Genomic DNA, 13,331 nt, shown 5'->3' with positions numbered 1-13,331 from the left:
GTCCCACACCGCCTGGTAACGGCGGGCCTGGCAATACAATATCGTTAAGCCCGAAAATCAGCGAAGATGGCATCAATATCTTTTACCCAGATGTATTTCAAGTAAATCAGCCCGTCAGTTTTGCCATCACTGCGGGTAACAATTCCCTTAAATCTGTTACATGGCAACAAAGTAGTGGCCCACAATTGAATTTTTTAGCGGCTAACAGCCAGCTTATCAGTTTCGATATTCCTGCTGCAGGTACTTACAACCTTGAGTTAAGAGTACTTACCCAAGCCAATATCACTATTACTAAAAGCCTGAGCTTTAGCGCAGTAGAAAGCCCCAACGCGCTGGTTAGTGTCAGACTTGATCATACGGCAGTGGAACAAGCTAAAGTCTCACTACGAGTTGATAGTTCAGCACAAGCGTCGAACAAAACCATCTCTTCAATAAGTTGGCAACAAACCGCTGGTCCTGCAGCCGTTGAACTAAGCACAAATGAACATTATTTATTTTTTACTGCACCCAATGTGACACAAGATACGCTGCTGGAATTTACTGCAAAGATTAATTTTAGCGACAGTAGTACCGGTTCTGACAGTAGTTTTGTCTTAGTTAAAAATGCCAATATCAATAGTGAAGGCTATTTTCCTAAATATGCTGAACGCATTGTCAGCCCAGATGTCTTCGCCTTTAATCCACAAGGTAAGTATGCCGCTGCGCTGGTTGACTGTGTTTATAACAACCAAATATCATCTAGTTGTTCTTTTGGAAAATTACCTTTATTAGGTAAAGAACATATCAACCCCAGTATAAACGACGTATTAGATCGCTTAGTGGTTTCACATCAGTGGATGGGCGAAAGGTTTAAACAATTTCTTGAACAATCCGCTACCTCTGACGACATGCTCAAGTTGCTACGTGCGACGACAGCAATTGTAATTGCCTACGATGTACGTCCGTCATTTTATTGGTCAGCCACTGGCGCCATTTATCTAGATGCGGCTAATTTTTGGGTCAGTCCGCAAGAGCGCGATACCCTTAATGATCAGCCTGACTATCGCAGTGAGTTTGGCAAAGAACTGCGCTTTACCCTGCCTTGGCGCTATGTAAAAAATAACCAATATTATATCCGCAACAGTGATTATCCAGTTGCTGACAGATTAACTCGCTCATTTTCAGCACTTGAAGGCAGCGCGAGTTGGTTGATGTACCACGAATTAGGCCACGCCAATGACTTTTTCCCACCGAACAGTTGGTCTAGCTTGTCGTCCTCATCTAGCCCTTTAAGTTATTCTAATCAAGCTGACCCCTCATCAACCGGCTTCAGTCAAACCTATCCTCTGATGTCCGACGAAATGCAGGCATTAGCTCAAGTGAGCTTTGCTGGCAAAAGTGCCAGCAGCTATCAAAAAAGTTTACAAGCCACTGATGTAGTAAGTTTTTTTACACCAGACCGCGCCCCTGACTATTATTGTTACTCCACCGAACGAGAAAATTATGCCACACTGTTTGGTCATTTTATGATGGCATATCGTTTGGGAGTAAGTGCCGATGTAGCCATTATCAGTTCAGTGGATAACGATGAACTTAACGTTACATGGGGACAACGTAACCGAGTCAATTCTTCTGACATTCAGCCCAGAGTCAGAGCTGTGGTAAATGATATTTTTCCGCAACTTAATGTTGCCCAAATTCAAGCCAACTTGCCTAAACCTGAGTTGATGAAAGTTGGCGTAGATTGGTTTAGTAATGTGGATTTAAGTCCCTCACCTACCTCCGCCAATATTCAAGCTAAAAAGGCAGCATATCAACCTGTGGATCCTGCGGATTACTGGTTGGCATTTCCTGTGCAGCCTAGAACACCAGAGCAGTAAGGATTAGAGGTCTAGAGTAGACTTAACAAAAGGGATAGTTAATTTACGTTGTTGCTGCAAGGATAATTCGTCCAGCTTATCCAAACAGGCAATCAAGGCCGGTAAGTCTCGTTGTAAGTGATTTAACAAATATTTGGCCACTTCGAGCGACATGACTAAACCACGTTGTTCTGCCCGTAAGATCAAGGCTTTGCAACGTTCGTTGTCATTCAAGGGCACTATTCGAAAACTCACCCCCCAACTTAAACGTGATAAAAGATCAGGTAGTTGTAAGGGTAAGGCTTGCAGGGGGAAACGAGCACATAAAATTAAACGACTTTGCCCCTGCTCTTTTATTCGGTTAATCAGATCAAACAAGGCAACTTGCCAAGCCAGATCATCTTCAATGCATTCAATATCATCTAGGCAGATTAATGAATAGGCTTCTAAACCTTCCAACATCTCTAATGACAGTTGGCTTTTGTCGCGAAAACTCAGATAAACACAGCTTTGTTGACTTTGCTCAGCCAAATAAGAACTGGCAAACAATAAATGACTTTTACCCAAACCGCTTTCTGCAAAACAATAAGTCAACCACACTAAGGCTGGTGACTGCTCTACTGCGCTGGCAACAGCAATCAGGTGATCAACTAATTGTTGATTATCACCAACAACAAAGTTGTCAAAACTGAGGCGATCTTTTAATAAAACCGGTAATGAAAGCTGCATGTCTATTAATTGAGCCACATAAATTCCATCTCAGCCGAGCTCTCTCCCAAGCGAGTTGCACGTGGCTGCATTCTATTATCCAATCTGAAGCTATTCAGTAAATCATCATTATTTCCCAACAAATCAAGTTCAAAAGTTGCTCTTGTGCCTTGCTGTTCAAGTAAAGTGGCATTGGCGACTACCGTCAGGCCGTTGAGAAATTTCATTATCGCGCTGTAACGGGCAATAGAATCAACATTATTGATAGTGATTTGGGTTTTAACTGCATTCAATAGACGATTCTGTTGACTAATGGCGTATTTTTCTGCCAATTGCGTCGCTAACGCATCAATAATAGCATCTACAATTTGCTCAGGTTCAGACATCTGTAATTGCCCAGAATTAACTTGTCCATTGTCAATTAAAGTCCAGTCAGCTAACCATCTTTTGCCTGGTTCAACTTGTGTACCGTCTGAAGGTGCACGATAAATTCGAGCAGACAATGCACTGTTAATATCGTAGCGTTCACTGGCCAGCAACATTTGTTGGATAAATCCCCCCCAAATATCGTAGACATCTACCGCCTGCACATCATTTAAATCCCATACCGGCAAGACCACTTTAATGCCACGTTTTTGCGCCTGCTCGCGCATACGTTTAACCAAATCTGGCTGAGTTTCTTGATTCAATAATTGTTTATCTTGCTGCATTGGCTCTATCGCCAACCATAAAATGGTCTCTGGCCGACGTTTGTCCCACACAGGAAAACCGGCGGTCATAATAGCATTCTGAACTTTTTCCTGATCAAAGTTGACCACCATATAGAGTTGATTCTGAACTTTTTCATAGGTATATAAACGAATTAAGGTCGAGGCTTTTGTTAGACTTTTAGTGATGTGAGTATGTTTAAGTAAGTCTTGCGAACCACTGACTTTAACAAAAACTTGTTTAAGACCTTGTTTGATTGCTGCATTTTGGCTGGCTTCAGACTGATCGACAACCGCAACCTTGGCATCATACAAATCTTCAATAATCGCGGCACTGACTCTGTTACTTATTAGCGCCAATAACACAAAGCTCATCACAATCAGCCATGAGCATTTAAATGATGACATCAACTATCTACCTTCCAAACTACAGTACAAATAATATTGCCGAGCATTGTCCTGCATTTACCTTAAAAATTCATCTTTTGTTTATTCAGGTTTTTATATTTACTTCTTATCATTGGAATTGCACGGCAACGGTAAATGAATGAGTCCCCTATCATTTTGTTCACTAAGTATCACTAATTTACAAATCACGGTGGATGAGTGCAGCCAACAAACCTGCAGTTTCAAGGATGAAGCGTAGAACAACAAAAAATCATCCTCTATTGCGTTGGTATTAATCCAGCAAACTGCTAAAATCCCCGCTCTTTTTTTTTGTGGTTACTTTTGAGGTAAAGACGTGAGCGATAGCAAATCATCATTAAGTTACAAAGACGCAGGTGTCGATATTGATGCGGGTAACCAACTCGTAGAACGGATCAAATCGGTTGCTAAAAAAACTCAACGTCCAGAAGTTAGGGGCGGTTTGGGTGGTTTTGGAGCACTTTGCGCTTTACCTGAAAAGTATCGTAAACCGCTTCTAGTATCCGGCACTGATGGTGTAGGCACTAAATTACGCCTCGCCATGGATCTTAAAAAACACCAAGGCATAGGTATTGATTTAGTCGCCATGTGTGTAAATGACTTGATAGTACAAGGCGCTGAGCCGTTGTTTTTCCTTGATTATTATGCCACCGGAAAACTAAATGTTGATACGGCCGCAGAAGTAGTCACCGGCATTGGTCAGGGTTGTGAATTGGCTGGCTGTGCTTTAGTGGGAGGCGAAACCGCTGAAATGCCTGGCATGTATCATGGTGAAGACTATGACGTAGCAGGTTTTTGTGTTGGTGTGGTTGAAGCGGATGATGTAATCGATGGTTCAAAAGTACAAGCTGGCGATGCACTCATTGCACTGGCGTCATCTGGTCCACACTCTAATGGCTATTCACTGATCCGCAAAATCATTGAAGTCTCTGGTAGCTCAACCGACGAAAAATTCGAAGGCAGCACTATAGGTGATGTACTACTTGAACCAACACGCATCTACGTTAAAAACGTATTGACCCTGTTAGAGCAAGTAGAAGTCCATGCTATTTCCCATATTACCGGTGGTGGCTTTTGGGAAAACATTCCACGAGTATTACCCGATGATGCTAAAGCCGTCATCGATGGTAGTAGCTGGCAGTGGCCAGCCATATTTAACTGGTTACAGCAAAAAGGTAACGTGACCACTCACGAAATGTATCGCACCTTTAATTGTGGTGTAGGTTTAATCATTGCCCTTAAAGCTGAAAACGTGACAAAGGCACTGAGCATTTTAAATGAACTAGGTGAAACAGCCTGGCAAATTGGCTCCATTGCAACCCGCAATGGCGACCAACAGGTAGAGATTAACTAAGTGCCAGATAGCCAACAAAAAAAATCAATTGTGGTTTTAGTGTCGGGTAATGGCTCAAATTTACAAGCCATTATCGATGCTTGTGCCCAACAAAAACTGCCGGCCAATGTAAGTGCTGTAATATCCAATAAAGCCGATGCTTATGGTTTGCAGCGCGCTAAAAATGCCAATATACCTGCGGTGTTTTTAGATCACAGTACTTTTACGAGTCGCGAAGACTATGATCGGCAATTGTTGGCTGAAATTTCGACGTTCTCACCTGACCTTATTGTATTAGCTGGCTTTATGCGTATATTGAGCCCTGACTTTGTGGCACATTTTGAAGGTAAGATGTTGAACATTCACCCTTCTTTGTTGCCCAAGTACAAAGGTTTACATACCCACCAGCGGGCTATTGACGCGGGTGATACAGAACACGGGGTATCGGTCCATTTTGTCACAGCAGCACTTGACGATGGTCCGGTGATTTTACAATCAAAAGTACCGGTATTTGCTGAGCAAGATCCAGAAGAACTAGCTCAACGAGTACAAGTACAAGAACGCCAAATGTATCCTCTGGTAATTAAATGGTTCTGTCAGGGGAGACTGCTAATGAAAAATAATAAGGCATTTTTAGATGGTAATGAACTTGAAGTACAAGGTTACGCAGCAGATTAACTGTTTCTTATACCTGTTTTGCTGTTTGCTGGTAGTTGCTCAACCTGCTAACGCGGTCGATGCCGCCTTAGTTGAGCCAGATCCCACCAGCCTTGAAGTGCCTCAAGAACTCCCCTTAATCGATCCTTTTGCTAATTTCAGTGCCCGATTCTCTGCTTTTCGTTATGGCAGAGAATTAGGTTATGCCACATTAGCGTTAAGTAAAATGGAAGATAATCAATACCGCCTCGATTACAGCTCCAGCGTATCCATTTTTTTCTTATCTGATAAACGTAAAGAAACCAGTTTATTTACTCTTCAGGATCAAACAATTGTGCCTCAAAGTTACGTATTTATACGAACCGGCACTGGCTCTGACAAACATGTAAGAGTCGAATTTAATCATCAAAAAAACAAGATTGTTGTCAACGACCGTCCTAGCTTTCCCCTTGAATTGCAATTGGATAACCAACTTTATCGTTTAGATCTACAAGCCAAACTGGCTAAGGGTGAAACGGAATTTAGTTATGAAGTAATTAATTACCGCGGTGAATTAAAACACTATCAATTAAGTGTAGTGGCAACAGAAAATCTCAGCCTACCCTATGGTGAATTAGAAGCAATTAAAGTGGGATTTGTCCGAGAAAACTCCACCCGTCAGACTTACGCCTGGTTTTCCCCAGCGCTTAACTTCCAGTTAGTACGCTTGCAACAGTTTAAAGACGGCGATGAGCAAGGTGATATTCAACTTAGTCAATATGAGACAAGTGGCGAATAATTCCTGCACCTTAATGATTTAAACAAATCAGCATCTATTCAAACAATAAAGTAGTCATAAGCACTTTCCTTTCTATACTATCTAAGCGACGACGTTAACGAGTTGTCGCTTAGTGAACTTTTAAATTTTCAACTAGCTATCTATTCACAAATCATAGCGAATGAGCGCAGCCAACAAACGTGCAGTTTCAAGGATGATGAGTATATGTCATTTCAAAAAATTAAAATTACTATACTAAGCTATTGATTTTACGTTACCTTGGTTATAATTTGCAGCGTGGTCTGACCTCGACACTTAGGGAGTTGTTATGCAATTGTTAATGTGGTTTTTACTCATTTTATTGGCTTTTGGAGCTGTTAGTTATCATCGTATGAAGTTATTCGATGCAACTGTGGCAATGTTTTGCGCGTTATTACTGGGTAGCTTTGCCGGTATCGTAGGTGAGTTTACGTGGTTATTTTACTTGGCGATTGCCTTACCATTAAACATCGAATCTATTCGTGTGAAATATTTCACCACACCTATCCTTAAAATCTACAAAAAAATCATGCCTGAAATGTCTAGCACTGAAAAAGATGCCATAGACGCAGGCACTGTGTGGTGGGATGGCGAAATATTCAGTGGCAATCCCAATTGGCAAATGTTGCACAATATTCCGCAGGCAAGATTAACCGTAGAGGAACAAGCGTTTTTAGACGGACCTGTCGAACAAGTCTGTAAGATGTGCAATGACTGGGATATTACCCATACCCGAGCAGATTTATCCCCCGAGGTTTGGCAGTATCTAAAAGATAACAAATTTTTTGCCATGATCATTAAAAAAGAATATGGCGGCTTGGACTTTTCTGCTTTTGCTCAATCACGGGTATTGCAAAAATTGTCTGGCGTCAGTGCCGTATTATCGACCACTGTTGGTGTTCCAAACTCACTGGGGCCAGGTGAATTACTGCAACACTACGGCACGCCAGAACAACAAAAACACTATTTGCCGCGACTCGCTACAGGCGCAGAAATTCCTTGTTTCGCTTTAACCGGCCCTGAAGCGGGCTCAGACGCAGGTTCATTACCTGACACAGGCATCGTTTGTAAAGGCAAGTGGCAAGGCAAAGAAATTATCGGTCTTAAACTGACCTTTGATAAACGTTATATCACCTTAGCACCGGTTGCGACGGTGATAGGATTAGCCTTTAAAATGTCCGATCCCGATGGACTATTAGGGGAAGCAAAAGATTATGGTATTACTTGTGCGTTGATCCCAAGAGATACTGATGGCTTAGATATTGGCAATCGTCATTTTCCATTAAATGTACCTTTCCAAAATGGTCCGATTCGCGGCAAAGATATTTTTGTACCGCTGGATTACATTATAGGTGGCGTGAAAATGGCTGGCCAAGGTTGGCGCATGTTGGTGGAGTGTTTATCGGTGGGGCGCTGTATTACCCTGCCCTCTACCTCCGCAGGTGGTGCTAAAAGCTTAGCTTTGGCCACCGGTGCTTATGCCCGTATTCGTCGTCAGTTCAAAATACCTGTCGGCAGCATGGAAGGCATCGAGGAAATGTTGGGCCGTATAGGTGGCAATACTTATTTGATGGATGCCGTCACCTCCTTTACCACTAAAGGCGTTGATTTAGGTGAAAAACCCTCGGTCATCTCAGCCATTTGTAAGTATCACTTAACCGAAAAAATGCGCCAATTAGTTAATGACGCTATGGATATTCATGGTGGTAAAGGTGTCATGCTTGGGCCAAATAACTATTTAGGCCGTGGTTATCAAGGTGCGCCAATCGCAATTACCGTTGAAGGTGCCAACATACTTACTCGGAATATGATGATCTATGGTCAGGGTGCCATGCGCTGCCATCCATTTGTATTAAGTGAATTGCTGGCCGCCAACCATCCAGATGAAGAACAAGGATTAAAACTATTTGATAGCGCCTTGTTTGCGCATGTTGGTTTTGCCATCAGTAACTTAAGTAGAAGCCTATGGTTTTCACTGACAGGCGCTAAACTAGCTGGCTCACCATTCATGGATGAAACCAGTGTCTATTATCGTTCAATGCAACAATACAGCGCTAATATGGCATTTTTATCGGATGTGGCCATGGGAGTATTAGGTGGCGAGCTTAAACGTCGCGAACGAGTGTCGGCTCGACTGGGTGACCTACTTAGCTACTTATATTTGGCTTCCTGTGTACTGAAACGTTTTGATGATGAAGGACGCAGAAATGAAGATCTACCCTTAATGCATTGGGCCATGCAGGATTGCATGTTTAAACTGGAAACCTCACTTGAAGAGTTGTTAAACAACTTTCCGAATAAGTTGCTAGGTACGTGCCTCAAGCTGATCATTATGCCCTTTGGCAAACGTTTCAATAAACCTTCGGATAGCTTAGATAGCGCCGTGGCTAGCATTTTACAAACACCTAGTGATACCAGAACCCGTTTAGGTAAAGGCCAGTTTTTATCTCGCGAATCAGGCATGTTAATGGGCGACCTTGAACAAACTCTCGAGAATGTGATTGCTTGTGAACCTTTGTATAACAAAGTCTGCAAAGCGGCTAAACAACGTTTACCCTTTACTAACTTAGATGCAGTGGCTGATCTTGGTCTTGAATTGGATGTATTAACTGAGGCACAAGCAGAGCTGTTACGTGCTTGTGAAGCTGGTCGACTCAGAACCATCAATGTAGATGATTTTGAACCTAGTGTCTTAGCTCAGTCTCCTACCCAAAGCCCTGCAGTAAAAGCACCCGCTAGCCCTAAACCCAAAGCAGCGGTGAAGCCTAAAGCCACCACGAGTTCAAAACCTAAAACCCCAGTTAGTCCTAAGCCCAAGGCGCCAGTTGCCCCTAAGTCAACAGCACCTGCAAGTCCTAAACCAAAAGCTAAGGCTAAACCCAAAACAAGCCCAAAAACTGAGTAAGAGAATTCTTCTCTCCAAAAATCAAGTCTATAAAAAAGCCCTGAAATCAGGGCTTTTTTTATGACTATTTTTTACTCTAGTCTCAGCGATTTAAGCGATTATTGATTAATTCATCAACCACCGAAGGATCAGCCAAAGTTGATGTGTCGCCAAGCTGTTCATATTCATTTGCTGCAATCTTACGTAATATGCGGCGCATGATTTTACCTGAACGCGTTTTAGGTAATCCCGTCGTCCATTGGATCATATCTGGGCTGGCAATAGGGCTTAAATCTTCTCTTACCCAAGTGCGTACCGCTTTGGTCAACTCAGGAGTGATTTCTGTGCCATCAGTGGGCAGTAAATATACGTAGATACCTTGCCCTTTAATATCATGGGGATAACCAACCACTGCTGCCTCAGCTACAGCGGGATGGGCAACCAATGAGCTTTCAATTTCAGCGGTACCTAAACGGTGGCCAGATACATTTAATACATCATCCACTCGACCGGTGATCCAATAATAACCATCGGCGTCACGTCTAGCGCCATCACCGGTAAAATACATATTTTCGTAGGTACTAAAATAGGTTTGATTATAACGTTCATGATCGCCCCACACCGTGCGAGCTTGTCCTGGCCATGAACTAGTGATTACCAAATTACCTTCCGCTTCACCTTCTAATATTTCACCTTCACTGCTCATCAAAGCGGGGGTCACGCCAAAAAATGGCAGGGTGGCTGAACCAGGCTTAAGATCGGTCACACCGGGTAAAGGTGTAATCAAAATGCCACCGGTTTCAGTTTGCCACCAAGTATCCATAATCGGTGATTGTGATTTACCAATTTTTTGATAATACCATTGCCATGCTTCAGGGTTGATGGGTTCCCCCACACTGCCCAGCAAACGTAAACTATCACGCACGCTACCTTGCACGGGTTCATCACCTTTTGCCATTAAGGCACGAATGGCGGTGGGTGCGGTATACAATATGGAGACCTGATGTTTATCCACAATCTGCCCCATACGTCGCACGTCAGGGTAAGTAGGTACACCTTCAAACATTAAGGTGGTCGCGCCGTTTGCTAAAGGACCATATACGATATAAGTATGGCCAGTGATCCAGCCTACATCCGCCGCACACCAATATATGTCATCAGGTTTATTATCAAATACATAATGATGAGTAGTTGAGGCATAGACCAAGTAGCCACCCGTAGTATGTACCACACCTTTAGGTTGGCCCGTTGACCCTGAGGTATAGAGTATAAATAGCGGATCTTCGGCACTCATCGCGACGGGCTCACACTGCGCAGCACAATTGGCTGTTAGCTCATGCCACCACTCATCCTTTTGTTCATTCCAATGACAAGGGCTGTCAGTAAATTTGAATACAATGACTTTTTCTACACAGGCTGTGGTGTCTTTTAACAAGGCTTTGTCAACATTATCTTTAAGCGCAACCTGATTACCGCCACGGCGGCCAAAGTTAGCAGTAATGATCACCTTAGCACCACAGTCTTGAATACGATCAGCAATGGCATGTGGTGAAAATCCGCCAAACACCACCGAATGTACTGCCCCGATCCGTGCACAGGCCAACATCGCATAAGCAGCTTCAGGTATCATGGGCATATAAATAATAACCCTGTCACCCTTATTCACGCCACGCTGTTTTAAGCCATTTGCTAACTTACACACTTCGTCATGTAATTGGCGGTAAGTGATATGTTTATCTGCTGTTGGATCATCACCTTCCCAAATAATCGCTGTACGCTGGGCATTATCAGGCAAATGTCGGTCGATACAGTTATAACTGGCGTTTAACTGGCCATCTTCGTACCACTTAACACTGGCTTTATCTTTAGCAAAACTACAATTTTTAACTTGGCTAAAAGGCACTATCCAATCCAGCCGTTTACCCTGTTCAGCCCAAAAAGCTTCGGGATCTTCAACCGACCATTGATATAGACGTTGATATTCTTCTTTATTGGCGTGAGCACTGCTTTTGAGTGCATCCGAAACAGGATATAGACTTTGTGACATAGCAAGATTTCCAAGGTAAAACGCAAAATTAAAGGCGCATAAGGTATAAGAGCTCTTCCCATTTGGCAAGCAACTACGTTATAGCCATTTGTAATAAACTAACCTTACATTAACATCCTTCGACTGTTCTTTACGTTAAGCAAAGCATTAATGAAATTGCCTGAAAAGCCTTAGGCGGTTAGAATTACCAGCTATTTTGTGACCTTAGATTTTAATTCCATGCAAGCAGGCAAAGACGCTATTTATTCTTATCCACAGACTATCGAACCCTTTCGTTTTGATCAGGCGGTAGCTGAAGTTTTTCCAGACATGATCCAACGTTCTGTGCCAGGTTATGCCACTATAATTGATACCATCGGCCAGTTGGTTGGACGTTGTGCGCAAGATAACAGCCATATCTATGACCTGGGTTGTTCCTTAGGTGCTGCAAGTTTAGCGGCCAGTAAAAACCTTAATAAAACAAATTGTAAAATTATTGCCGTTGATAATTCGGCCGCTATGGTTGAACGTTGTCGTTTACATACTAAGGCTTTTAAATCTGCCTGCCCCATTGAAGTCCTTTGTGACGACATACAAAATATAGCCATTAAAAAAGCCAGTGTGGTTATTATGAATTTTACTCTGCAGTTTTTAGCACCTGAAGAACGTAACAGTATTATTGCTAAAATCTTTGCTGGTTTATTACCGGGTGGCATATTGATTTTGTCTGAAAAACTGCAACATAAAGATGCCGTTAGCAATGAATTATTAATCGATCTGCATCACGAATTTAAACGTCGTAATGGCTATAGCGAGCTTGAAATCAGCCAAAAACGCAGCGCCTTAGAAGATGTGATGCGCATTGAAAGCTTTGAAAGTCATCAGCAGCGTTTACTCTCGGCTGGCTTTGTGGAAGTAAATATGTGGTTTAAGTGTTTCAACTTTGCTTCAATCGTAGCGATTAAATAAGGCGCGTTTTTAATGTCATTTCCTTGGTTTAAAGACTTTTATCAACAAATTGCCCACTCGCCTTTGAGTCATTGGTTAGAAGTGTTACCCGCCCAACTAGCCCTGTGGCAAAGCGCGCAACTCCATGGTGATTTTGCTAAATGGTTAAAGTTACTTAGCTTATTTCCGCAAACGTCGGTTTCAAACATTGAACTACAAGATAAAGTCGAATTTGGCTTTGCCAGTGATATTGACGAACATACCAGCAAACAACTTGTAGGTTTGTTCAAACAGTTTATGCCGTGGCGTAAAGGCCCATTTTTTATCCACGGTATTCATATCGATACCGAATGGCGTTCTGACTGGAAATGGGACAGAGTTAAACCTCATATCCATTCCCTAAAAAACCGTCATGTACTCGATGTAGGTTGTGGCAGTGGTTATCATATGTGGCGAATGTTAGCTGAAGATCCAAAGTTAGTGGTGGGTGCAGACCCTTCACAATTATTTTTAATGCAGTTTCAGGCAATTAAACAGTTTAATCCTGACCCACGTATCCATTTATTGCCCATAGGGGTTGAACAACTACCCGAACTACAAGCCTTTGATACAGTGTTTTCCATGGGAGTACTTTACCATCGCAAAAGCCCTATCGATTTTTTATACCAGCTAAAAAGTCAATTACGTAAAGGTGGGGAGTTGGTGCTTGAAACTTTAGTAGTTGAAGGCGACGAACAGACTGTATTTATGCCTGAGGATCGTTATGCACAAATGCGTAACGTATGGTATTTGCCCTCAACTAAAGCCCTAACTTTATGGTTAGAGCGTGTCGGTTTTAGCAATATAAGAGTGGTGGATGTAGCACCAACCACCCTAGATGAACAACGAAAAACACAGTGGATGGAAAGCCAATCCTTGGCAGATTTTTTAGATCCACAAGATAACAGCCGTACCATCGAAGGTTATCCGGCACCGCTTCGCGCAGTGCTCATCGCTGAACGTTAGAAT

The 13,331-nt window shown here is 42.6% G+C and carries 10 protein-coding genes; 7 read left to right on the top strand and 3 right to left on the bottom strand.

The window, feature by feature from the left end:
* Positions 1-1,859, top strand: a 1,859-nt coding sequence (locus AX660_RS09130; RefSeq protein ID WP_068375801.1) for a hypothetical protein, incomplete at its 5' end; no start/stop codon positions are given.
* A gap of 3 nt (positions 1,860-1,862) precedes the next feature.
* On the opposite strand, the gene hda is transcribed toward AX660_RS09130, so the two are convergent.
* Both hda and AX660_RS09120 read right to left on the bottom strand, forming a co-directional pair.
* Complete coding sequence (hda, locus tag AX660_RS09125) at positions 1,863-2,585, bottom strand: DnaA regulatory inactivator Hda (RefSeq protein ID WP_235594704.1); 723 nt, start codon at positions 2,583-2,585, stop codon at positions 1,863-1,865.
* Positions 2,573-3,661 carry a DUF2066 domain-containing protein gene (locus AX660_RS09120; protein ID WP_068375799.1) on the bottom strand — a complete coding sequence of 363 codons (1,089 nt, stop codon included), beginning with the start codon at positions 3,659-3,661 and terminating at the stop codon, positions 2,573-2,575. The genes hda and AX660_RS09120 overlap by 13 nt, the downstream gene beginning before the upstream one ends.
* 334 nt (positions 3,662-3,995) lie before the next feature.
* Between AX660_RS09120 and purM the strand changes: the two genes are divergently transcribed.
* The 4 genes from purM (at position 3,996) to fadE (ending at position 9,370) form a co-directional block, all read left to right on the top strand.
* Positions 3,996-5,033, top strand: coding sequence for a phosphoribosylformylglycinamidine cyclo-ligase (gene purM / locus AX660_RS09115; RefSeq protein ID WP_068375797.1), 1,038 nt, complete (start codon positions 3,996-3,998; stop codon positions 5,031-5,033).
* A complete protein-coding gene (gene purN, locus AX660_RS09110; RefSeq protein WP_068375795.1) occupies positions 5,034-5,690 on the top strand; it encodes a phosphoribosylglycinamide formyltransferase in 657 nt (218 codons plus the stop codon). It abuts the gene before it with no gap.
* Positions 5,662-6,447 (top strand): DUF3108 domain-containing protein, encoded by a 786-nt coding sequence (locus tag AX660_RS09105; protein WP_235594703.1) that lies wholly within the window; start codon positions 5,662-5,664, stop codon positions 6,445-6,447. The genes purN and AX660_RS09105 overlap by 29 nt, the downstream gene beginning before the upstream one ends.
* Positions 6,448-6,754: 307 nt before the next feature.
* Positions 6,755-9,370, top strand: a complete 2,616-nt coding sequence (gene fadE / locus AX660_RS09100) for an acyl-CoA dehydrogenase FadE (protein ID WP_082768824.1) — start codon at positions 6,755-6,757, stop codon at positions 9,368-9,370.
* Between the two features lie 82 nt (positions 9,371-9,452).
* On the opposite strand, the gene acs is transcribed toward fadE, so the two are convergent.
* On the bottom strand, positions 9,453-11,396 hold the full coding sequence (gene acs, locus AX660_RS09095) for an acetate--CoA ligase (RefSeq protein WP_068375793.1): 1,944 nt from the start codon (positions 11,394-11,396) through the stop codon (positions 9,453-9,455).
* 219 nt (positions 11,397-11,615) lie between these two features.
* Between acs and cmoA the strand changes: the two genes are divergently transcribed.
* A complete protein-coding gene (gene cmoA, locus AX660_RS09090; protein WP_068377001.1) occupies positions 11,616-12,344 on the top strand; it encodes a carboxy-S-adenosyl-L-methionine synthase CmoA in 729 nt (242 codons plus the stop codon).
* A gap of 12 nt (positions 12,345-12,356) precedes the next feature.
* Entirely contained in the window at positions 12,357-13,328 is a 972-nt protein-coding gene (cmoB, locus tag AX660_RS09085) for a tRNA 5-methoxyuridine(34)/uridine 5-oxyacetic acid(34) synthase CmoB (protein ID WP_068375791.1), read from the top strand.
* The last annotated feature ends 3 nt before the right edge of the window (positions 13,329-13,331 follow it).

The organism is Paraglaciecola hydrolytica (genome assembly GCF_001565895.1).
GTDB lineage: Bacteria > Pseudomonadota > Gammaproteobacteria > Enterobacterales > Alteromonadaceae > Paraglaciecola > Paraglaciecola hydrolytica.
The sequence above is the reverse complement of the archived record's forward strand: the minus strand, read 5'-3'. Positions and strand labels throughout refer to the sequence as shown.

Excerpts from the sequence above, each read along its gene's own strand:
- AX660_RS09120 (WP_068375799.1), bottom strand. The coding sequence starts at position 3,661 with ATGTCATCATTTAAATGCTCATGGCTGATTGTGATGAGCTTTGTGTTA.
- fadE (WP_082768824.1), top strand. The coding sequence starts at position 6,755 with ATGCAATTGTTAATGTGGTTTTTACTCATTTTATTGGCTTTTGGAGCT.
- acs (WP_068375793.1), bottom strand. The coding sequence starts at position 11,396 with ATGTCACAAAGTCTATATCCTGTTTCGGATGCACTCAAAAGCAGTGCT.
- cmoA (WP_068377001.1), top strand. The coding sequence starts at position 11,616 with ATGCAAGCAGGCAAAGACGCTATTTATTCTTATCCACAGACTATCGAA.
- cmoB (WP_068375791.1), top strand. The coding sequence starts at position 12,357 with ATGTCATTTCCTTGGTTTAAAGACTTTTATCAACAAATTGCCCACTCG.